Origin of the sequence: Streptomyces sp. 796.1 (genome assembly GCF_047525675.1) — a bacterium.
Taxonomy (GTDB): Bacteria; Actinomycetota; Actinomycetes; order Streptomycetales; family Streptomycetaceae; genus Streptomyces.
The window spans coordinates 127,774-149,563 of sequence record NZ_JBLIWA010000008.1 but is presented as its reverse complement, the minus strand read 5'-3'; the positions used below and the strand labels follow the sequence as shown (position 1 = coordinate 149,563).

At 72.8% G+C, this 21,790-nt stretch carries 18 protein-coding genes; 8 read left to right on the top strand and 10 right to left on the bottom strand.

Annotated features, from left to right (window positions below; translation table 11 throughout):
- Window positions 1–308 precede the first annotated feature (308 nt).
- Window positions 309–1,601 carry a nucleotide sugar dehydrogenase gene (locus ACMA1D_RS08215; protein WP_414723187.1) on the top strand — a complete coding sequence of 431 codons (1,293 nt, stop codon included), beginning with the start codon at window positions 309–311 and terminating at the stop codon, window positions 1,599–1,601.
- A 165-nt stretch (window positions 1,602–1,766) separates the two neighbouring features.
- Window positions 1,767–2,936 (top strand): sensor histidine kinase, encoded by a 1,170-nt coding sequence (locus ACMA1D_RS08210; RefSeq protein ID WP_414723186.1) that lies wholly within the window; start codon window positions 1,767–1,769, stop codon window positions 2,934–2,936.
- Between the two features lie 108 nt (window positions 2,937–3,044).
- On the opposite strand, the gene ACMA1D_RS08205 is transcribed toward ACMA1D_RS08210, so the two are convergent.
- On the bottom strand, window positions 3,045–4,214 hold the full coding sequence (locus ACMA1D_RS08205; RefSeq protein ID WP_414723209.1) for a rod shape-determining protein: 1,170 nt from the start codon (window positions 4,212–4,214) through the stop codon (window positions 3,045–3,047).
- A 375-nt stretch (window positions 4,215–4,589) separates the two neighbouring features.
- Here ACMA1D_RS08205 and ACMA1D_RS08200 point away from each other — a divergent pair, with 375 nt between their 5' ends.
- Window positions 4,590–5,240 carry a hypothetical protein gene (locus ACMA1D_RS08200; RefSeq protein WP_414723185.1) on the top strand — a complete coding sequence of 217 codons (651 nt, stop codon included), beginning with the start codon at window positions 4,590–4,592 and terminating at the stop codon, window positions 5,238–5,240.
- A 178-nt stretch (window positions 5,241–5,418) separates the two neighbouring features.
- Here the strand turns inward: ACMA1D_RS08200 and ACMA1D_RS08195 are convergent, their stop codons facing one another.
- From ACMA1D_RS08195 to ACMA1D_RS08175, 5 genes are all read right to left on the bottom strand, one after another.
- A complete protein-coding gene (locus tag ACMA1D_RS08195; protein WP_414723184.1) occupies window positions 5,419–6,546 on the bottom strand; it encodes a GuaB3 family IMP dehydrogenase-related protein in 1,128 nt (375 codons plus the stop codon).
- A 142-nt stretch (window positions 6,547–6,688) separates the two neighbouring features.
- Complete coding sequence (locus ACMA1D_RS08190; RefSeq protein ID WP_349996246.1) at window positions 6,689–6,955, bottom strand: hypothetical protein; 267 nt, start codon at window positions 6,953–6,955, stop codon at window positions 6,689–6,691.
- Between the two features lie 201 nt (window positions 6,956–7,156).
- Window positions 7,157–8,659, bottom strand: a complete 1,503-nt coding sequence (gene guaB / locus ACMA1D_RS08185; protein WP_414723183.1) for an IMP dehydrogenase — start codon at window positions 8,657–8,659, stop codon at window positions 7,157–7,159.
- A gap of 482 nt (window positions 8,660–9,141) precedes the next feature.
- The gene (locus ACMA1D_RS08180) at window positions 9,142–9,744 is read right to left on the bottom strand and encodes a sigma-70 family RNA polymerase sigma factor (protein ID WP_349996506.1); all 603 of its coding nucleotides are present in this window, start codon (window positions 9,742–9,744) and stop codon (window positions 9,142–9,144) included.
- A gap of 444 nt (window positions 9,745–10,188) precedes the next feature.
- Window positions 10,189–10,800, bottom strand: a complete 612-nt coding sequence (locus ACMA1D_RS08175) for a response regulator transcription factor (protein ID WP_003948568.1) — start codon at window positions 10,798–10,800, stop codon at window positions 10,189–10,191.
- Between the two features lie 379 nt (window positions 10,801–11,179).
- On the opposite strand from ACMA1D_RS08175, the gene ACMA1D_RS08170 reads away from it, so the two are divergent.
- The gene (locus ACMA1D_RS08170; protein ID WP_414723182.1) at window positions 11,180–11,494 is read left to right on the top strand and encodes a WhiB family transcriptional regulator; all 315 of its coding nucleotides are present in this window, start codon (window positions 11,180–11,182) and stop codon (window positions 11,492–11,494) included.
- Window positions 11,495–11,998: 504 nt separating this feature from the next.
- Here the strand turns inward: ACMA1D_RS08170 and ACMA1D_RS08165 are convergent.
- On the bottom strand, window positions 11,999–12,928 hold the full coding sequence (locus ACMA1D_RS08165) for a LysR family transcriptional regulator (RefSeq protein WP_414723181.1): 930 nt from the start codon (window positions 12,926–12,928) through the stop codon (window positions 11,999–12,001).
- 94 nt (window positions 12,929–13,022) lie between these two features.
- Here ACMA1D_RS08165 and ACMA1D_RS08160 point away from each other — a divergent pair, with 94 nt between their 5' ends.
- Window positions 13,023–13,697 carry an MOSC domain-containing protein gene (locus ACMA1D_RS08160; protein WP_414723180.1) on the top strand — a complete coding sequence of 225 codons (675 nt, stop codon included), beginning with the start codon at window positions 13,023–13,025 and terminating at the stop codon, window positions 13,695–13,697.
- A gap of 301 nt (window positions 13,698–13,998) precedes the next feature.
- Window positions 13,999–14,802, top strand: coding sequence for an SDR family NAD(P)-dependent oxidoreductase (locus tag ACMA1D_RS08155; protein ID WP_414723179.1), 804 nt, complete (start codon window positions 13,999–14,001; stop codon window positions 14,800–14,802).
- A 309-nt stretch (window positions 14,803–15,111) separates the two neighbouring features.
- Here ACMA1D_RS08155 and groL read toward each other — a convergent pair whose 3' ends face one another.
- Both groL and groES read right to left on the bottom strand, forming a co-directional pair.
- Entirely contained in the window at window positions 15,112–16,734 is a 1,623-nt protein-coding gene (groL, locus tag ACMA1D_RS08150) for a chaperonin GroEL (protein WP_414723178.1), read from the bottom strand.
- 94 nt (window positions 16,735–16,828) lie between these two features.
- Entirely contained in the window at window positions 16,829–17,137 is a 309-nt protein-coding gene (gene groES / locus ACMA1D_RS08145) for a co-chaperone GroES (RefSeq protein ID WP_014178834.1), read from the bottom strand.
- Between the two features lie 431 nt (window positions 17,138–17,568).
- Here groES and ACMA1D_RS08140 point away from each other — a divergent pair, with 431 nt between their 5' ends.
- The gene (locus ACMA1D_RS08140) at window positions 17,569–18,771 is read left to right on the top strand and encodes a THUMP-like domain-containing protein (RefSeq protein WP_414723177.1); all 1,203 of its coding nucleotides are present in this window, start codon (window positions 17,569–17,571) and stop codon (window positions 18,769–18,771) included.
- 91 nt (window positions 18,772–18,862) lie between these two features.
- Here the strand turns inward: ACMA1D_RS08140 and ACMA1D_RS08135 are convergent, their stop codons facing one another.
- Entirely contained in the window at window positions 18,863–20,401 is a 1,539-nt protein-coding gene (locus tag ACMA1D_RS08135; RefSeq protein WP_414723176.1) for an MFS transporter, read from the bottom strand.
- A gap of 472 nt (window positions 20,402–20,873) precedes the next feature.
- Here ACMA1D_RS08135 and ACMA1D_RS08130 point away from each other — a divergent pair, with 472 nt between their 5' ends.
- Window positions 20,874–21,614 (top strand): TetR/AcrR family transcriptional regulator, encoded by a 741-nt coding sequence (locus tag ACMA1D_RS08130; RefSeq protein ID WP_414723175.1) that lies wholly within the window; start codon window positions 20,874–20,876, stop codon window positions 21,612–21,614.
- The last annotated feature ends 176 nt before the right edge of the window (window positions 21,615–21,790 follow it).

Here is a 21,790-nt window from a genome sequence, read left to right as displayed (position 1 = left end):
CCCACGCCACCCCGCCACCACAGCAACCACTGACCCAGCGGACCCCAGCCCCCACCGCCCCAGCAGGCCGCGGGCCAACCTCCCCGGCCACCACAGCCACCCCAGCGGGCCGCAGGTCGACCAACCCGGAGCAACCACCACCACCCAGCGGGCCGCAGGCCACCCGCACTGGGCCATCCGCACCACACCCCGCACCCATGCCGGCGCACCGGCGCGTCGGTGTCGGTGGGCCCTCCGCAACATGGGTCATATTTCCGCTTAGTCTGAATTCGCGCCCTCCGGAATCACCCGGGAAGGACGGCACCTCCATGCGCGCAGATCTCGCCGTCATCGGACTCGGCCACCTCGGCCTCCCGCTCGTCCACGCCGCAACCGCCGCCCAGGTCCCCACCGTCGGCTACGACCCCGACCCCGAAGCCGTCGCCCGGTTGACCGCGGGTCGGCTGGCCGGTGGGGCGGGGCCGGGGCAGCACGACCCGGGCGGCGGGCCGCCCTCCGCCACCGGCCTGCGCCGGATGCTGGCCGGCGGGTTCCGCGCCACCACCGACCCGGATGCGCTCGGCCCGGTCCGTACCCTCGTGATCTGCGCGCCGACCCCGCTCGGCGCGGACCGCAGGCCGGACCTGTCGGCCGTCGCCACCGCGGCCCGTACGGTCGCCGACCGGCTGCGCCCGCACACCACGGTGCTGCTGGAGTCGACCGTGCCGCCGGGGACGACCGAGGAGTTCCTGCGGCCGATCCTGGAGTCGGGTTCGGGGCTGCGCGCCGGCCGAGACTTCCACCTCGCCTACTCCCCCACCCGGGTGGACCCCGGCCGCCGCGACTTCGGCTACCCCAACACCCCCAAGGTCATCGGCGGCCTGACCGCCGCCTGCACCGAGGCCGCGGCCACCTTCTACGGGCGCCTGGTGGAGAAGGTGGTGCGGGCCCGCGGGCCGCGCGAGGCGGAGGCGGTGAAGGTGCTGGAGAGCAACTACCGGCACGTCAACGTCGCGCTCGCCAACGAGATGGCGATCTTCTGCCACGACATCGGCGTCGACCTGTGGGACGTGGTGCGCTGCGCGGAGACCAAGCCGTTCGGCTTCCAGGCGTTCCGCCCGGGGCCGGGCGTCGGCGGGCCCGGCATCGCCGTCGACCCCGGCAGCCTCGCCTACCAGGACCGCACCATCGGCTACCCGCTCCGCATGGTCGAACTGGCCCAGGAGGTCAACGGCCGCATGCCGCGCTACGTGACCCACCGCTGCGCCGCCCTCCTCAACGAGCACGGCAAGTCGGCGCGCGGCGCACGCATCCTGCTGCTCGGCCTCAGCTACAAGCCCGACGTCGCCGACCAGGACGGCGCCCCCGCGCGCGAGATCGCCTCCCGCCTGATGGACCTGGGCGCCCAGGTCTCCTTCCACGACCCGTACGTACCGCGGTGGCAGGTGCTCGGCCGGCCGGTGCCGCGCGCCGACTCCCCGTACGAGGCCGCGGGCGACGCCGATCTGACCGTCCTGCTCCAGCAGCACCGCACGTACGACCTCCAGGGCCTGGCCGCCAAGGCCCCCCTCCTGCTGGACACCCGCGGCGCCACCCCGACCGGCGCGGCCCACCGCCTCTGAGCGCCCGCGGCGAGGGGCTGACCGAGGGGGACCTAACGGCTGTACCTCCACACATCCCCTCTATCGTGTTCGCATACCGAACAATCCCCCACCTCGTCACCTCTAGCCCCCACCACCACACACCCGCCCCAACCCCCACCCATCCGAGCTCCCCCAGGCGGACCGATGCTGCACCAGAGCGCGCGCCGGGTGGTCGCGTACGCGGAGGACCGGTTCCTCGCCCTGGCCAGGTCGCCGCGGCGCGACCTCCTGCTGGCCGGCGTCGTCGCGGCCGTCGTGGTCCCGAGCACGCTGCTCCGCCCCGACCTGGGTCTGGTCCGCGAGCCCTGGCTGAACCTGCTGACCGTGCTCGTCGGCACCGCCGCGACCGTGGTGCGCCGGGAGCGGCCGGCCGCGTTCACGGGCGCCGCCTGCGCCGTCTTCCTCGCCAGCGGACAACACCTCCCGCTGTACGTGGCGACGTACACCGCCGTACGGCTGCGGCTGCCCTGGCTCACCCTGCTCACCCTCGCGGTGCCCGTCGCGGCCTGGACCACCAGCCGCTCCTTCGCCGGCCTGGACCTCTTCGAACAGCGCCCGGTCCTCAACGAACTGGGCGAACTCCTCTTCCCCGGGCTGCTCGGCCTCGCCGTCAGCGCCCAGCAGACGGCCGAACGCTCACGGCGCGCGCAGTGGGAGAGCGAGGCGCGGGCCAGCGAACTCGACGAGCGCACCCGGATCAGCGCCCTGGTGCACGACGGCGTGGGCCACCGGATCAGCCTGATGTCGCTCCAGGCCGCGTCGATCGAGGTGCAGCCGGGTACCGACGAGCGCACCCGGCGCAAGTGCTGGGCCATCTCGGACGCCGCGGCGGAGGCGATGGAGGAGCTCCGCGTCGCGCTGGACATGCTGCGCCGCCCGGCGGCCGTCGCCCCGCCCGCCGAACCGCTGCTCGACGGTTTGGAACCGCTGCTGCGCACCTACCGCGCGCACGGCATACCGCTCACCGCCAGCGTCTCCCCCACCGCCCACACCGCCCCGGACCAGACCCAACGGCTGTGCTCGCGCATCCTGCGCGAGGGCCTGAACAACGCCGCCCGGCACGCCCGCGGCGCCCCCACCCGACTGGCCGTCACCCGCACCGGCAACGCCCTGCACGTGAGCGTCGACAACGACGCCCCGCCCGCGCCGCACCAGCCACTCCCCGGCACCGGGCGCGGCCTGACCGCACTGGCCGCGACGGTCACCGAAGCCGGCGGCACCCTGCGCGCCGCGCCCACCCGGGGCGGCGGCTTCCGCCTCACCGCCGAACTCCCCTTCCCCGCCCCGCACCCCCCGCCCGCCACCGACGCCTGACCGGCACCGACGCCAGGCCAGACGCACACCAAGCCAGACGCACACCGGGCCAGACCGACGCCAGATCAGCGCCGCACCCGGCAGGCCGGCGCCGGTCCGTACGGATCGTCAGCCGCGGGCCATCTGAAGCGCGCGGTACGGCTGGGCGTCCAGCACCTTCCGCAGCGCGTCGAAGTCCTCCACGCACCGCCCGGTGCCGACCGCGACACAGTCCAGCGGGTCGTCGGCGACCAGTACCGGAATGTCCAGCTCCTGACTGAGCCGGGTGTCCAGGCCGCGCAGCAGCGCCCCGCCGCCGGTCAGCACCACACCCCGGTCCATGATGTCGCCGGCGAGTTCGGGCGGCGTCTCGTCCAACGTCTGCCGGACCGCGCCGACGATCGCCTCGACCGGCTCGGACAGCGCGTGCCGCACCTCCTCCGCGGTCAGCTCCAGCGTCTTGGGCAGCCCGCTGGCCTGGTCCCGGCCGCGGATGGTGCAGCGGTCCGGCGGCAGCAGCGCCTGGGTGCGCTCCGCCTCGGCCTCCTCGCCCGCCGCGCCGTCACTCACGTCGCCGGCCGCCCCGCCGATGGTCACCGAGCTCACCTGCACGTCGGACTCGGCCCGTTCGGCCAGCACCCGCAGGGCGTCGGCCGACCAGTAGCCGGTCGGCGCGGCCGAGCCGATCGCCATCTTGACGTGCTCGGCCGTGCGCTCGCCCATCGCCATCGAGTGCGTCTTCTTCACGTACGAGGTGATCGCGGCGTCCATCGCGTCGCCCGCCGTCCGGACCGATCTGGCGGTGACGATGCCGCCCATGGAGATCACGGCGACCTCGGTCGTGCCGCCGCCGATGTCCACGATCATGCTGCCGGTCGGCTCGCCCACCGGCAGCCCCGCCCCGATGGCCGCCGCCATCGGCTCCTCCACCAGGTGCACCTGCCGCACCCCGGCCTGCGACGCGGCCTCGATGACCGCGCGCCGCTCGACGCCGGTGATCCCGGACGGCACGCAGACCACAACCCGCGGCCTGGACAGCCGGCGCGCGCCGGTGACCTTCTTGATGAAGTGCCTGAGCATCCGCTCGGCTATCTCGAAATCGGCAATGACCCCGTCCCTGAGCGGGCGTACGGCCACGATGTTCGAGGGCGTGCGGCCAATCGTGCGTTTGGCCTCCGACCCCACAGAGAGCACCGATCCGTCCACCGCGTTCACGGCGACGACCGATGGTTCGTTGAGCACGATCCCCCGACCCCGCACATACACCAACGTATTCGCGGTGCCGAGGTCAATGCCCATGTCACGTCCGCTGAACGTCTTGCTTTGCGCCATAAGATGAGATTATTCCCTATGTCGGATTCTTATCTCGGCTCTACGCCATCCGGCCGGCGCCGGGCCGGCGCCACTCCGCCCCGCACCCCCCGTACGGACTGGCCGCGGCGGCAACCATACGCCGTACAAGACCTTCATCATCCCTTCACGCCCGACAGCGCCAAATGAGCACATAGCGGGCCGGCGTATCTCCACTACGTCCCAGCCATGTCACGGACAACTCCTCAGCTTGTCTGACTGTCCGACCAAGCTGTTAGCTTGTGGCTCGAAAACAGCCAACCGCACTCCAGATTTTCCTGTCCCCGGAGCGCGGTGGAACCACCTTCATCCCCGGGGGATCACATGAGCCAGCCTTGGCAGCAGCCGCAACAGCCCCAGCAACCCCAGCAGCCAGGCGGGTACCCGCAGCAACCGGGTGGTTACGGCTACCCCCAGCAGCCCCAGTACGGTGGCCAGCCCCAGCAGCCCCAGTACGGCGGTGGTTTCCCGCCACCGGCCCCGGCCCCGGCCCCTCCCCGCGGCAACACCGGCCTCGCCCTCATCGCGGGCCTCGGCGCCGCCCTGATCGGTGCGGTGCTCTACGCGTTCCTGCTCAAGGCCATGGCCGACACGGACGGCCCGGGGTACAAGGTGAAGCAGTTCGCGTACGCGGGTGTCGCACTGGGAGCCCTCGTTGGCTTCGTGGTGGCCAAGCTCGGCGGACGCAACCAGGCTCTGTGGGTAGTCGGCGCGGCCTTCGCCCTGGTCGCCGTCTTCCTCGGCGAAATGTACGGCTATGCGATGATCATTAACGAGACCGCGACCAACTCCGTGGAGCGCATGGGCGGCACCGCCGACCAGGCCAACCTCCCGTCCGCGAACGAGATCTTCTTCGACCACTTCGGCGACCTCTACGACCTGTGGGAGAAGGACGCGGAAGCCCTCACGTACATCTTCATGGCGCTCTCCCCGATCGCCGCGTTCGGTACGGCCTACCGCCTCGCCAACCGCTGAACCAACCGCTGATCCACGGGCCGAGGCCCGCAGCGACACCACAGCGCCGCGCCCCACCGGAACCATCCGGTGGGGCGCGGCGCTGTCTGCGATGGGGGCGGGCGGAAGGCCCGCGGCGGGGCGGCGAGCCCACGGCCGAGGCCCGGCGCCGGGCGTTCAGCCGGCTACCGCCCGCCCGTCACCGCTTGTCGTGCTGCGACGGGGCGACCGTCACCTCGACCCGCTGGAACTCCTTGAGCTCCGAGTAGCCCGTGGTGGCCATCGAGCGGCGCAGGGCGCCGAAGAAGTTCATCGAGCCGTCGGGGGTGTGCGAGGGGCCGAGCAGCACCTCTTCGGTGGTGCCGACCGCGCCGAGGTTCATCCGCTTGCCGCGCGGCACGTCCTCGTGCACGGCCTCCATGCCCCAGTGGTGGCCGCGGCCCGGCGCGTCCGTGGCGCGGGCCAGCGGGGAGCCGATCATGACCGCGTCGGCGCCGCAGGCGATGGCCTTGGGCAGGTCGCCGGACCAGCCGACGCCGCCGTCGGCGATGACGTGCACGTACCGGCCGCCGGACTCGTCCATGTAGTCCCGGCGCGCGGCGGCGACGTCGGCGACCGCGGTCGCCATCGGCACCTGGATGCCCAGCACGTTGCGGGTGGTGTGCGCGGCGCCGCCGCCGAAGCCGACGAGCACGCCCGCCGCACCGGTGCGCATCAGGTGCAGGGCCGCGGTGTACGTGGCGCAGCCGCCGACGATGACCGGCACGTCGAGCTCGTAGATGAACTGCTTGAGGTTGAGCGGTTCGGCGGCGCTGGAGACGTGCTCGGCCGAGACGGTGGTGCCGCGGATGACGAAGATGTCCACGCCCGCGTCGACGACGGCCTTGGAGAACTGGGCGGTGCGCTGCGGGGAGAGCGCCGCCGCGGTCACCACACCGGAGTCGCGCACCTCCTTGATGCGCTGCCCGATCAGCTCTTCCTTGATGGGCGCCTGGTAGATCTCCTGGAGCCGGCGGGTGGCGGTGCGCTCGTCCAGTTCGGCGATCTCCGCGAGCAGCGGCTCGGGGTCCTCGTACCGGGTCCACAGCCCTTCCAGGTTGAGGACGCCGAGGCCGCCGAGCTGACCGATGCGGATCGCGGTCTGCGGGGAGACGACCGAGTCCATCGGCGCGGCCAGGAACGGCAGCTCGAACCGGTAGGCGTCGATCTGCCAGGCGATCGAGACCTCCTTCGGGTCCCGGGTGCGACGACTGGGCACGATGGCGATGTCATCGAACGCGTACGCCCTGCGCCCGCGCTTGCCGCGGCCGATCTCGATCTCAGTCACTGTGTGGCCCTTCCTACGGATTACGCCCCCAGTATCCCCGACCGGGGGCACTGGGGGCGCATGGGCCGAACACCGGCGCATCGCGCACCGTGCGCGCGGCCGGGCGGGCCGGCGCCCCGGGCAGCGGCGCAGCGGCGTCCGCTCACTCCTCCACGAGCACCTGGGTGAAGTCCACCACGTGCACCACGAGGACCAGCAGCAGACCGTCGCTGACCAGGTACTCGATGCCGATGTTGGGGGTCAGGGCGAGCGAGCGGGTGCTCTCGTCGCCGGAGATCGCCACCGAGATCTTCGGCTGCGGGTCCTGGGCCAGTACGGACAGCCCGCGCTCCAACAGCGCCCGCCGGTCGCCGGGCAACTCATCGCGAACCCGGGCCGCTTCCTCCGTGAACTTCACCGCGTACAGCATGGGGTCCCCCTAGCTAGGGCCGGCGCCCGATGAGCGTAGCGGCAGATGACACGGCGTGATACCCGGTCGCCGGCCGCACCGCCCGGCCGAAAACCTGCCCCCCGGGCCGATGCGGGCGGCCCCGGTCGCGCACGTACGACGACCGGCCGGCCAGCGGTGCCGCACACCGCCGGCCGGCCGGCCCGTACCCGTCCCGATCGGTCAGCGCCGCGAGTAGTTCGGAGCCTCGCTGACCATCTGCACGTCGTGCGGGTGGCTCTCCTTCAGGCCCGCGGCGGTGATCCGCACGAAGCGGCCCTTCTCCTTCAGCTCGGCCACGTCCGCCGAACCGACGTACCCCATCGACGCGCGCAGCCCGCCGACGAGCTGGTGCGCCACCGAGGCGAGCGGGCCGCGGTAGGGCACCTGGCCCTCGATGCCTTCGGGGACGAGCTTGTCCTCGGAGAGCACGTTGTCCTGGAAGTAGCGGTCCTTGGAGTACGAACGGGCCTGGCCGCGGGATTGCATCGCGCCCAGCGAGCCCATGCCCCGGTAGGACTTGAACTGCTTGCCGTTGATGAAGACCATCTCGCCCGGCGACTCCTCACAGCCGGCGAGCAGGCTGCCCAGCATCACGGTGTCGGCGCCGGCGGCGATCGCCTTGGCGATGTCGCCCGAGTACTGGAGGCCGCCGTCGCCGATCAGCGGCACGCCCGCCGCGTGGCAGGCGCGGGCCGCCTCGTAGATCGCGGTCACCTGCGGCACGCCGATGCCGGCCACCACGCGCGTGGTGCAGATCGAACCGGGGCCGACGCCCACCTTGACGCCGTCCACGCCGGCGTCGATCAGCGCCTGCGCGCCGTCGCGGGTCGCCACGTTGCCGCCGACCACGTCCACCTGGATGTTGGACTTGACCTTGGCGATCATGTCGAGGATGCCGCGGCTGTGCCCGTGCGCGCTGTCCACGACGAGGAAGTCGGCCCCGGCCTCGACCAGCGCCTGCGCCCGGTCGTACGCCTCGTCGCCGACGCCCACCGCGGCGCCGACGACGAGCCGGCCCTCGGCGTCCTTGGCCGCGTTCGGGTACTGCTCGGCCTTGACGAAGTCCTTGACCGTGATGAGGCCCTTGAGCACGCCCGCCTCGTCGACCAGCGGCAGCTTCTCGATCTTGTGGCGGCGCAGCAACTGCATCGCGTCTTCGCCGGAGATCCCGACCTTGCCGGTGACCAGCGGCATCGGCGTCATGACCTCGCGCACCTGGCGGCTGCGGTCCAGCTCGAAGGCCATGTCGCGGTTGGTGACGATGCCGAGCAGCTTGCCCGCCTCGTCGGTGACCGGCACGCCGCTGATGCGGAACTTCGCGCACAGCGCGTCCGCGGTGTGCAGCGAGGCGTCCGGGCGGACCGTGATCGGGTCGGTCACCATGCCGGACTCGGACCGCTTGACCAGGTCGACCTGGTTGGCCTGGTCCTCGATGGACAGGTTGCGGTGCAGCACGCCGGCGCCGCCCTGGCGGGCCATCGCGATCGCCATGCGCGACTCGGTGACCTTGTCCATCGCGGCGGACAGCAGGGGGATGTTGACCCGCACGTTCCGCGAGATCCGGGACGAGGTGTCCACCGCGTTGGGCAGCACCTCGGAGGCGCCCGGCAGCAGCAGCACGTCGTCGTACGTCAGCCCGAGCATCGCGAACTTCTCAGGCACTCCGTCGACGTTGTCAGTCATGACACCCTTCCAGATGGTCTTGCCTCAGCGCGGACTCCCATGCTAACGGGATCGACGAGCGGCAAATTCCGCCCGCGGCCGGCACCGGGCCCACCCCGCCGCATTCGGGCCGCCCGACCCGTCCCCACCGGACCTCCGTCCCCCGCCGCCCGGCCATCCGTCCCGCCCGGCGGGAACCCCGGCGAGAAGCGCCACGGAAGCCCGCCGGGCAGCCAAGCCGAAAGCACACGAAAGCGGACGCCACGGCCCAGCCGCAACGCCCGCTTCCCTTGCCCGGACTGCTCTCGCACGAGCCGACCGCCCGCACCAGCACCGGTCCGTTCCGTACGCGCCAACTGGCCCCGTACGCGCCGACCGGCCCACGTACGCACCAACTGGCTCCGTACGGGCCCACGCGCCACCGGCCCGGTCACGGCGACCGCTTCCGCGCCCCGCCGGCGACCGGGCCGCGCACGGGCCCGATCGCTCTGCTGCCGCTCCCGCTACTGCTCGGCCAGTGCCCGCAGCCGGCTCAGCGCGCGGTGCTGGGCGACTCTGACGGCGCCCGGGGACATGCCGAGCACCTGGCCGGTCTCCTCGGCGGTGAGGCCGACGGCGACCCGGAGCAGGACCAGTTCGCGCTGGTGCTCGGGGAGGTTGGCGAGCAGCTTCTTCGCCCAGGCGGCGTCGCTGCTGAGCAGGGCGCGCTCTTCGGGGCCGAGGGAGTCGTCAGGCTGCTCGGGCATCTCGTCGGACGGCACGGCCGTGCTACCGGGGTGGCGCATCGCGGCCCGTTGCAGATCGGCGACCTTGTGCGAGGCGATGGCGACGACGAACGCCTCGAAGGGCTTGCCCGTGTCGCGGTACCGGGGCAGCGCGCACAGCACGGCCAGACAGACTTCCTGCGCCAGGTCGTCCACGAAGTGCCGGGCGTCCCCCGGCAGCCGGGACAGCCTGGTGCGGCAGTAGCGCAGGGCGAGTGGGTGCACGAGGGCGAGGAGGTCGTGGGTGGCCCGTTCGTCGCCCGCGGTGGCGCGCCGGACGAGGGTTCCGATCTCACCAGGACCCGCGGCCACAGCCGACCCAGGCTTCTCGTCGTCACGCATCGGTCCATGGTGCCTTGGCGCCGCGGCTTCCGTGGCACCGCGTCCGTGGTTGTGCGTCGAAGCGTTATACGCGGGAGCATTCGCACTCAACTCGCACGCCCTCCCCTCACGCTTGACCAAGCCGTCCCCGAGGAACTCCATGTCTCAAGGATGCGGCAGCGCGAGCCGAACCGACACAAGCGGCCGGCACATCTGCCCCGCACGGTGCCCTTCAGGCGCCCACGCCAGCAGCTTCTTCGCTGGTCAAGGGCTTGCAAAGGAAACCGTGGAACGTACTCAAATCCATACCGGAGGAGTCCGTTCCCGCCGCCCCCGCCCACCGCTCGGCGGACGGGGAGCGTCCCACCCGCACTCCGTCCCGCGGGGTGACGCCGACGGCCAGCGGCGCCGTTGGCGTCCTCCACCCAGCGAGGAGAAGGCAGGTGTTCCATGGCGAGCGGTGCCCTAGCGGACCAGGCCCCAGCGGAAGCCGAGCGCCACGGCGTGCGCCCGGTCCGATGCGCCGAGCTTCTTGAACAGGCGCCTCGCGTGGGTCTTGACCGTGTCCTCGGAGAGGAACAGCTCACGGCCGATCTCGGCGTTGGACCGGCCGTGGCTCATGCCTTCGAGCACCTGGATCTCGCGGGCGGTGAGGGTGGGGGCCGCGCCCATTTCGGCCGACCGCAGCCGGCGCGGCGCGAGCCGCCAGGTCGGGTCGGCGAGCGCCTGGGTGACCGTCGCCCGCAGCTCGGCGCGGGAGGCGTCCTTGTGCAGGTAGCCACGGGCGCCGGCGGCGACCGCGAGGGCCACGCCGTCCAGGTCTTCGGCGACCGTGAGCATGATGATGCGGGCCCCGGGGTCCGCGGAGAGCAGCCGGCGCACGGTCTCCACACCGCCGAGCCCCGGCATCCGTACGTCCATCAGAATCAGGTCCGAGCGGTCGGCGCCCCAGCGGCGGAGGACTTCCTCGCCGTTGGCCGCCGTCGTCACACGCTCGACGCCGGGCACGGTCGCCACCGCGCGGCGCAGTGCCTCTCGGGCAAGCGGGGAGTCGTCACAGACGAGGACGGAAGTCATGGCCGCCCTCCGGAGCTGATGCGCGTCACCTTGAGCCTCCAGGCTGGGTACTTTTCGTCACCTGAGCGGTTGAGTCGTCGGACAACTGCCCGAGCGCTTCATTCACCAACCGCCTCGCACTCTCAACGACGGTCACCCGAAAGAGTTACGGGCTGAGCCACCCCCCTTCGGCACGCTACGTGAGGGGAGGGACACGTTCCGTGGGACGGCCTGGCGGCAACGACTTCTTCGAATCCTTTGCCCTATTTGGTGGCTTTTACTTCATTTCGGCATCGTCTATGACTAGATTCGCAATGAGTCATATTTACATCTGCTTACACGGCGGATGGACGACCACGGGCCATGACGTCCGCACCAGATCGCCTCCAAGGGGATAGCAATGGCAGATTTCTCCCGCCTTCCCGGACCGAACGCCGACCTGTGGGACTGGCAGTTGCTGGCAGCGTGCCGAGGGGTCGACAGCTCGCTCTTCTTCCACCCCGAGGGCGAGCGCGGCGCGGCCCGCAGCGCCCGCGAGACCTCGGCCAAGGAGGTGTGCATGCGCTGCCCCGTACGGGCGGAGTGCGCGGCACACGCGCTCGCCGTGCGGGAGCCCTACGGCGTGTGGGGCGGCCTCACCGAGGACGAGCGCGAGGAGCTCATGGGCCGCGCGCGGCACCGCGCCATCGCGGCGTCGAGCACTCCGGCGGGCTGACGCCCGCCACGACCAGCAGAAACGTTTTCTCGCAGCGGGCTGGTCACCCCCGAGCCTCCTCGCCCACGCGCCGCCCCGCAACCACCGTCCCGCCCTATCAACTGACCATCACGCCGCCGCACGTTCACCCGGCCGGCGCAACGCGCGGCGACCGGTGTGGAAATCCTGCGCGGCCGGGCGCCGGGCGCGCTCGAAGACGTCCGTGGCCGGGCTGCTGGAGCGAGCGGCCCGGCCGCGGATGCGGATGCGGCGTACGGGGACGGACCGGCGTGTGGAGCAGGCCCGGCGTGGGAGCAGGCCGGCGCGGGCGCGGGGTGCGGAGCAGGTGCCTAGGTCACGCGGATGGAGCAGAGGGCCGGCCCGGCGTGCGGAGGCGGGGGCCGGCCCGGCGCGCGGAGCGCTCGCGCAAGCTCCCGTACGGAGCGAACCCGCAGGTCAGGCACGTACGGCCGAGTCGTACGGCGCGGCGAGCGGCCTGTTGCTCGGCGACGGTCGTTGCCCCCGCTACGCGCCCATGACGCGGGCGGACGCGCGCTCCAGGCGGTCGAGGGTGGCGGCCACGGCGGGGACCCGGACCAGGTCGGGGAGGGTGAGGGCGACCACCTCGCGGCGGACGGCGGGCTCGACGCGCACCGTCCGCACGCCCTTGGGCCGTACCGACTCCAGGGCCAGTTCCGGCAGCACCGCGACGCCGAGGCCCGCGCCGACCAGGCCCACCACGGCGGGGTAGTCGTCGGTGGCGAAGTCGATGCGCGGGGTGAAGCCGGCCGCCTCGCAGACCTCCACCAGGTGTCGGCGGCAGCGCGGGCAGCCCGCGATCCACGGCTCTTCGGCCAGTTCCGCGATGCCGAGCACCGGGGAGTCGGCGAACCTGTGCCCGGCCGGTACCAGCCCCACCAGCCGGTCCGCGAGCAGCGGCCTGACCTCCAGGTCGCTCCACTCGGCCGCACCGCCCGGCTCGGCGTCCGCGCCGGGCGCCTGCGGATAGCGGAAGGCCAGGGCGATCTCGCAGTCGCCGGCGCGCAGCAGTTCCACCGAGCGCGGCGGCTCCGCGTCCACCAGGGAGACCTGGGTGCCGGGGTGGGCCGCGCGCAGTTCGGCCAGGGCGGTGGGCACCAGGGTCGAGCTGCCGCTCGGGAAGGAGACCAGCCGTACCCGGCCGGCGCGCAGCCCGGCGATGGCCGCGACCTCCTCTTCGGCCGCCGCGAGGCCGGCCAGCACGCCGACCGCGTGCCGCAGCAGCGCCCGGCCGGCCTCGGTCAGCCGCATCTCGCGGCCGGTGCGCACCAGCAGGGGCGTGCCCGCGGCCTGTTCCAGCGCCTTCATCTGCTGGCTGACGGCGGGCTGGGTGCAGCCCAGGTCGCGGGCGGCGGCGGAGAAGGAGCCGGTGGCGTCCACCGCACGGAGCACTCGGAGATGGCGGGCCTCGATCACGCTTCGAGCATAAGGCGCCCTTGGGGGCAAAAGCGAAATCTCGTGGACCGCTTTGAGTTCGACGCTCTGCGGCGGTATCGCCTAGCGTGCGGGCATGCTGCTGCTCTCGCTCAACGTCGGCCGCCCGCGCGAGGCCGAGTACACCGCCATGACCCACACCGGCATCGACAAGCGCCCGGTCGCCGGCCCGGTCGCGGTCAGCGCCCCGGGGCCCAAGGGCGTCGGGGCCAGCGGCCTCGCCGGGGACGCCGTCTGCGACCTGCGCCACCACGGCGGCAACGACCAGGCCGTGTACGCGTACGCGCGCGAGGATCTCGACGGCTGGGAGCGGGAGTTGGGCCGTACGCTCACCTCCGGCACGTTCGGCGAGAACCTCACCACCAGCGGGCTCGACGTCAACGGCGCGCTGATCGGCGAGCGCTGGCGGATCGGCGCCGACCTGCTGCTCGAAGTGACCTCGCCGCGCATCCCGTGCCGCACCTTCGCCGGCTTCCTGGACGAGCGGGGGTGGCTGCGCCGGTTCACCGGGGCCGCGCTGCCCGGTGCGTACCTGCGGGTGATCGAGCCGGGCCTGATCAGCCCCGGTGACCCGATCGAGATCGCCCACCGGCCGGAGCACGAGGTAACGGTTTCCTTCCTGTTCCGCGCCCAGACCACCGAACCCGACCTGCTGCCCCGGGTGTTGGCCGCCGGCGAGGCGCTCCACCCGGAGGCGTACGCGAAGGCCCTACGGCGCACGGACGCGGGCGCGCGCCTCATGGACGCCTAGTTTCCGCTGCGGGGCGGGCCCGGCGGCGCGCCGGGTCCGTCCGCGGGGTGTGCCGGCGGGCGCCGGGCGGCCGGTCGGTGGCCCGGCGGCGGGGCCGATGGGCGCCGGACGTGCGGTGCGGTCGGCGCGGCGGTCGCGCGGACGGAGTCGCCGGCTCCGGATTCTCCGCTGGCGTACGGGTGCGTGGGAGCGCGGCCACCCGGGCGGCGTGCGCGGGGTGGCGCGACGGCTCACGGAGGGCGGTCGGACCGACCCGGACATCGCCGCCCGCCGGTTGGCCGGGGCCGGATAGCGTGCGCACATGACGACTGCACTGATCACGGGAGCGACGGCGGGCATCGGCGCGGCGTTCGCACGACGGCTGGCGGCGCAGGGCACCGCCCAGGCCAAGGGGCACGGCGCCGGATACCACCTGGTGCTGGTGGCGCGCGACCAGGCACGGCTGCGGGAGCAGGCCACCGAACTGCACGACCGGCACGGCGTGGAGGTCGAGGTGCTGGCCGCCGACCTGTCCACGGAGGAGGGCATCGCGGCGGTCGAGGAGCGGCTCGGTGACCGCAGGCGGCCGATCGACCTGCTGGTGAACAACGCCGGCTTCGGCAACAAGGGCCAGTACCTCGATGTGCCGCTGGCCGACGAGTTGACCATGCTGAAGGTGCACTGCGAGGCGGTGCTGCGGCTGACCAGCGCGGCCGTGCTGCCGATGCGCGAGCGGGGCCGCGGCGGAGTGGTGAACGTGGCCTCGGTCGCCGCGTTCGTGCCGCGCGGGACCTACGGGGCGAGCAAGGCGTGGGTGGTGCAGTTCACCCAGGGCGCCGCGCGTGACCTGGGCGAATCCGGGGTGCGGCTGATGGCGCTGTGCCCCGGCTTCGTACGGACCGAGTTCCACCAGCGGGCCGGCATGGACACCGGCAACATCCCGAGTTGGCTGTGGTTGGACGCGGACCGGCTGGTGGACGCGGCGCTCAAGGACCTGGCGCGCGGCAAGACGCTGTCGGTCCCCGACCCCCGGTACAAGACGCTGACCGGCCTCGCCAAGCTGGCCCCGCGCTCCACGCTGGCCCGGGTCTCCACGAAGACCGGCCGCCGCTACGGGCCGCGCTGACCGTACGGGCCGCAGCCCCGGCCTCGCCATTCGGCAGCCAACTCCCGGTCCACTTCAGGCAGTTGACGTACGGGCGAACGCGCCACGGCCCTGCGGGCGCCCCCGCACCCCGGGCTGTCAGGGGCATGCCGCCCCGGTCGCGACGGCGCGAGCCCGTACGGCGTCACCGCGGCGCGAGCCCGTACCGGCATCGCCGCGGCAGCAGACCCGTACCGGAGCCGCCGCGGTCGGTGGTCGGGGGCTCCCCGAAAACGCGGCGCGGCCCGGCACCCCCGATGGGGAGTGCCGGGCCGCCGACCGATCAGGTGATCAGTGCGCGTGGCCGTGGCCGTGGCCCGCCTCGGGCTCTTCCTCGGCCGGCTTCTCGACCACCAGGGTCTCGGTGGTGAGCAGCAGCGACGCGATGGAGGCGGCGTTCTCCAGGGCGGAGCGGGTGACCTTGACCGGGTCGATGACGCCGGCCTTGACCAGGTCGCCGTACTCGCCGGTCGCGGCGTTGTAGCCGGAACCCTTCTCCAGCTCGGAGACCTTGGAGACGATCACGTAGCCCTCAAGGCCGGCGTTCTCGGCGATCCAGCGCAGCGGCTCGACGACCGCGCGGCGGACGACGGCGACACCGGTGGCCTCGTCGCCCTCCTTGCCCAGGCCCTCGTCGAGCACCTTGGCGGCGTGCACCAGGGCGGAGCCACCACCGGAGACGATGCCCTCCTCGACCGCGGCGCGGGTCGCGGAGATGGCGTCCTCCAGACGGTGCTTCTTCTCCTTGAGCTCCACCTCGGTGGCCGCACCGACGCGGATCACGCACACGCCACCGGCGAGCTTGGCGAGGCGCTCCTGGAGCTTCTCGCGGTCCCAGTCGGAGTCCGTGGCCTCGATCTCGGCCTTGATCTGCGCGACCCGGCCCTTGACGTCGTCGGCGTTGCCGCCGCCGTCCACGATGGTGGTGTCGTCCTTGGTGATGGTCACGCGGCGCGCGGTGCCAAGGACGTCCAGACCGGCCTGGTCGAGCTTGAGGCCGACCTCTTCGGCGATGACGGTCGCACCGGTGAGGGTGGCGATGTCGCCGAGCATGGCCTTGCGGCGGTCGCCGAAGCCGGGGGCCTTGACGGCCACGGCGTTGAACGTGCCGCGGATCTTGTTGACGACGAGGGTGGAGAGCGCCTCGCCCTCGACGTCCTCGGCGATGATCAGCAGCGGCTTGGAGCCACCCTGCTGGATGACCTTCTCAAGCAGCGGCAGCAGGTCCTGGATCGCGCTGATCTTGCCCTGGTGGATCAGGATGTACGGGTCGTCGAGGACGGCCTCCATACGCTCCTGGTCGGTCACCATGTACGGCGACAGGTAGCCCTTGTCGAAGGCCATGCCCTCGGTGAAGTCCAGCTCAAGGCCGAAGGTGTTGGACTCCTCGACGGTGATGACACCGTCCTTGCCGACCTTGTCCATCGCCTCGGCGACGAGCTCGCCGACCTGCTTGTCCTGGGCGGAGAGCCCGGCGACGGCGGCGATGTCCGACTTCTCGTCGATCGGGCGCGCGGTGGCCAGCAGGTCGTCGGAGATCGCCTTGACGGCGGCGTCGATGCCCTTCTTCAGGGCGGCCGGGGAGGCGCCGGCGGCGACGTTGCGCAGGCCCTCGCGGACCAGCGCCTGGGCCAGCACGGTGGCGGTGGTGGTGCCGTCACCCGCGATGTCGTTGGTCTTGGTCGCCACCTCCTTCACGAGCTGGGCGCCCAGGTTCTCGTACGGGTCGTCGACCTCGACCTCACGGGCGATGGTGACGCCGTCGTTGGTGATGGTCGGGGCACCGAACTTCTTGTCGATGACGACGTTGCGGCCCTTGGGGCCGATCGTCACCTTGACGGCGTCAGCGAGCTGGTTGACACCGCGTTCGAGGGCGCGACGGGCGTCCTCATCGAACTTCAGGATCTTCGCCATGGTTGCCTTAAGTCCTCTCCAAAGAGCCGCGCCCCGGTCGCCCGGGTGTTCAGACACGGGTGGCCGGGGCGCGATTCACGTAAAACTGGGTGAATTACTTCTCGATGATCGCGAGGACGTCGCGAGCCGAGAGGACGAGGTACTCCTCGCCGTTGTACTTCACCTCGGTGCCGCCGTACTTGCTGTAGAGCACGACGTCGCCGACGGAGACGTCGAGCGGAAGACGGTTGCCGTCCTCGAAGCGGCCCGGGCCCACGGCCAGGACGACGCCCTCCTGGGGCTTCTCCTTGGCGGTGTCCGGAATGACCAGGCCCGAGGCCGTGGTCTGCTCGGCGTCGAGCGGCTGGACCACGATGCGGTCCTCAAGCGGCTTGATGGCAACCTTGGAGCTGGCGGTCGTCACGATCCGACCTCCCCCTTCGGAGATCTCACGGGGTTAACTGTCTGAGGTGGCGACCTGGTAGATCCGTCGTCGCGGGTGCCGGATCTGCCCGTCGCTGTGTTTGGCACTCCGCATTGAGGAGTGCCAGCCCTGAGACTAGGACGCGGTTAGCACTCGGTCAAGCGGAGTGCCAATGCGGCGGGGCCGCGGGTCGCTCTCGGGGGCGCGCCCGGGGGCGCTGCGGGGCGCTCCCCCAGCCGCCGCGGGCCGCACCCGGGGTCACCGCGCGGGCCGCACCCGGGGCCCGTTCCCCGATGCGCCGCCCGGCCACTCCCGGTGCGCCGTCAGGCCGCTGCCGGCCCGCTCCCCGGTGCTGCCGAGCCGCTCCCCGACCGGCACCACCCGGCCACCGGCCTCCGCCTCCGCAGCGCGGGCGCTGCGAGAATGGCGCGGTGAGTACGACCACCGACCCCGTCGGGACCTTCCAGGCCCTGCTGACCGACGAGGGGCAGGCGCTGCTGGGCGCGCTGCGCGACCTCGACCCGAACCAGGAGCTGGCCGCCGCGACCCGGCTGCGCCGCGACCATCCGGCCGACCTGGTCTCGGCCGCGATCGGGCAGGCCAGGTTGCGGCAGCGGGCGGTGGCGAAGTTCGGCGCCGATGACGCGTACCGGATGTACTTCACGCCCGACGGCGTCGAGCAGGCGACGCGCGCCACGGTGGCCACGCACCGGGCGCGGCGGTTCGCGGCGCTCGGGGTGCGCCGGCTGGCCGACCTGTGCTGCGGCATCGGCGGCGACGCGCTGGCCCTGGCCAGGGCCGGGGTCTCCGTGCTCGCCGTCGACCGCTCCCCGCTGACCTGCGCCGTCGCCCGCGCCAACGCGGAAGCGCTGGGACTGGCCGACCTGGTCGAGGTGCGCTGCGCGGCGGTCGAGGACGTCTCGACCGCGGGCTGCGACGCGCTCTTCGTGGATCCCGCGCGGCGCACCGGCACCGGGGGCGGCGGCCGGGGCCGGATCTTCGACCCCGAGGCGTACTCGCCGCCGCTGTCCTGGGCGGTCGCCGCCGCCCGCGGCCTGCCGCACGCGGCCCTGAAGGTCGCCCCCGGGCTGCCGCACGAGGCGATCCCGGCCGACGCCGAAGCGGAGTGGATCTCGGACGGCGGCGAGGTGAAGGAGGCCGTGCTGTGGTTCGGCACCGCCCCCGGCGCCCGCCGGGCCACGCTGCTGCCCGCCGGCGCCACGCTGACCGGCGGCGACCTGCCCGACCCGGAGCCGGGCCCGGTCGGCCGCTGGCTGTACGAGCCGGACGGCGCGGTGATCCGCGCGCATCTGGTGGCGGACGTGGCCGCGCAGGTCGGCGGCCGGCTGATCGACCCGACGATCGCGTACGTGACCTCGGACGAACTGCTGCCGACCGGGTACGCGAGCGCGTACGAGATCACGGACGTGCTGCCGTTCAACGTCAAGCGGCTACGGGCACTGCTGCGCGAGCGCGAGGTGGGCGTCCTGACGGTGAAGAAGCGCGGCTCCGCGGTGACCCCGGAGGAGCTGCGCAAGAAGGTGAAGCTCCAGGGCCCCGCGTCGGCGACGGTCTTCCTGACCCGGGTGGCGGGGGCGCCGATGATGCTGGTGGGGCAGCCGGCGGATCGGTAACGGCCGCTGGTGGCAGGCTGGTTGGCGTTCCGTCAGCCCACGCGCTTGGCCCGCACCGGGCCGTCCGGTGACTCGGTGCGGGCCGTACGCCTCATCCGGCCCGTTCCGTACCCGCCGGGTCGGGGATGGCGGGGGCGGCCGGCGCGTCGGAGCCGGCCCGCGGCGTGTCGGACGTGCCCTGCGGCGCGGTGGGTCGGGCGGCCGGCGTGCGACTCAGGAGGACGAAGGCGACCAGCGCCGCCGCGACCAGCAGGCCGGCGGCGCTGCCGAAGGCCACCGCGTAGCCGCTGCTCAGCCGCTCGCCCGGGGCGCCGGACGCATGGTCGGTGGTCCGGGCTGCGACGGTCACCAGGACGGCGAGGCCGAGCGAACCGCCGATCTGCCGGAAGCTGTTGAGCAGCCCGGAGGCCATGCCCGCCTCGGCCGGCGCGACGCCGGTGATGGCCGCGGTGCCCAGCGGCACGAAGCACAGTCCCACGCCCACGCTGGCCACCAGCGACGGGCCGAGCATCACGGTCCAGAACGTGCCGTCGGCGGAGACCGCGAGCGCGAACCAGGCGAAGCCCACCGCGCCGATCAGCCCGCCGACCACCAGCAGCCGGCGGATGCCGACGGCCGCCACCGTGCGGGTCGCGACCAGCGAGCCGACGACGATGCCCACGCAGAACGGCAGGAAGGAGAGGCCGGCCGCGGTCGGGCCGTAGTCGAGCACCTGCTGCATGTAGAGCGACAGGAAGTAGAACGTCGCGAACTGGCCGGAGAACAGCAGCAGCACGAAGAGGTTGGCGGCCAGTACCGGGCGGGCGGCCAACAGCCCGATGCGCAGCAGTGGTTGTCGCGTCCGCCCTTCGACGAGCACGAAAGCGGCGATGAGCAGCACCGCGACGGCGAGCGTGGCCACCGTCGCGGCCGAGGCCCAGCCGTGCGTTTCGGTCCGTACCAGGCCGAAGACGAGCGTGGTCATGCCGAGCGTGACGAGTACGGCGCCGGCCAGGTCGAGCCGGGGGCGCGGCCCGGTGCGCCGGTCGGACGCGATCCAGCGGACCGCACCGACCAGGGCGAGCGCCACGATCGGCACGTTGACCAGCAGGACCGAGCGCCACCCCGCGCTCTCGGTGAGCAGCCCGCCGGCGAGCACGCCGACCGCGCCGCCGGCCGCGCCGGCCATGCCCCACAGCCCGAGCGCCCTGGCCCGCGCGGGCCCGGCCGGGATGGTGACGGCGATCAGGGCGAAGGCCACCGGCGCCAGCGCGGCGGCCCCCACCCCCTGTACGGCGCGGGCGGCGACCAGCCCACCCGGCGAACCGACCAGCCCGCCCGCGAGGCTGGCGACGCCGAAGACGACGAGCCCGCCGATCAGGGTGCGCCGCCGCCCGACGATGTCGGCAAGCCGCCCGCCGAACATCAGCAGACCCCCGAAGGCCAGCGCGTACGCATTGACCACCCACAGCAGATCGTCGGCGGAAAAGCCCAGGTCGGAACGTATGTCGGGGAGCGCCACATTCACCACGGACATATCGAGCGACACCAGGAACTGCACGGTCAGCACCACGGCCAACAGACCGCGGTGCCCCCGCTCCACATCCTCATCGCGCGGCGTGCCCCCACCGCGGGGACCGGCATCGTGCATCACAACCCACCCTTCAGACAGGGGACTTGGACCGGTCGACGGACCGGTCGCACCATGGGGCCACACATTACTACACGCGTGGAAAAACTACGGGTGCGAGGCCGCGCCTGGAGGGCCGGCGGGCGCCCCGCAGCGGGCCACGACCGGGCGCCGGCGGCCCCGCGCACCGAAACTGGAATCATCACTCGGTCGACCGACAGCAAGACCGACAGCAACACCGGCCCGCCGGGCGCGGGCCGGCTCACGGCACGACGCGTACGAGCAGACCGGCGCGGCGGGCGCAGCGAGCACGGCGAACGCCACGAACACAACGGACACGACAAACAGAGCAGACAGCACAGACAGCGCAGACAGCACAGACACAGCGAGCACAGCGGACGGCCAGAAAGCGGGAGAAGTGGGCGCGGCGAACGAGGCGAACGGGACTGCGGCGGCGACGGAGGCAGAGGCAGCGAACGGGACGGAAGACGGGATGGCAGAACGGGCGGGCGCGGGGCGGGGAGCCGGGCCGGAGGCCGGACGCAAACCCGCCACGGGCCGACCGGTCGGCCGCCCCGCGCGCCTGGAGCGGGAGACGATCGTGGCCACCGCGCGGCGCGTACTGGAGGAGGAAGGCGTGCACGCGCTCTCCATGCGCCGCCTGGCCAAGGAGGTCGGCAGCACGCCCCGCGCGCTCTACCACCACGTACGCGACAAGGACGAACTACTCCTCCTCGTCCTGGCCGGCATGGCCGCCTCCGCCCCCCGCCCCGCCCTGCCCGACGACCCGCGCGACCGCATCTACGTCACCGCACTGCACATCCACGACCTGCTCCAGCCGCTGCCCTGGGTGGTGGAGGTGCTCGGCCTCGGCCACGTCACGGACAAGGGCGCGATGTGGATGGTGGAGGAGATCCTCGACTCGGCCATCCGTTACGGCCTCACCCCGCGCGAGGCGATCCGCGCCTACCGGGCGATCTGGTTCTACATCTACGGCGACCTCGCCTACCACGCGGCCCTCTCCCGCCGCGCCACCGAGGCCCCCCGCCCCACCCGCCACAGCCCCGTCCCCGACATGCTCACCCCGGAAGACGCAGCCACCCTCCCCCGCCTCACCACCCACGCGAACCTCTGGGCCGAGGTCGTCGACGTCTGCAACGTCCCGGAGGGCCTACACGCCCTGATCGACGGGCTGTTGGCGCGGAGCGGGGGGCGCGGCACGGGGCGGGTGTGAGGGAGCGGCTGCGGGTGGGGGAACGGTTGGTGGCGGGGAGACGGTTGTCGGCGGGGGGACGCGGTGGGGCCGCGTGCGACGCGTGGGGCACCTGACGCCGGCTGCCACCGGAAGGGCCACACGAGTTCGAGACTCGCTGTTACGATTCGAACATCCAGGGTGACGAACGGGGGGCG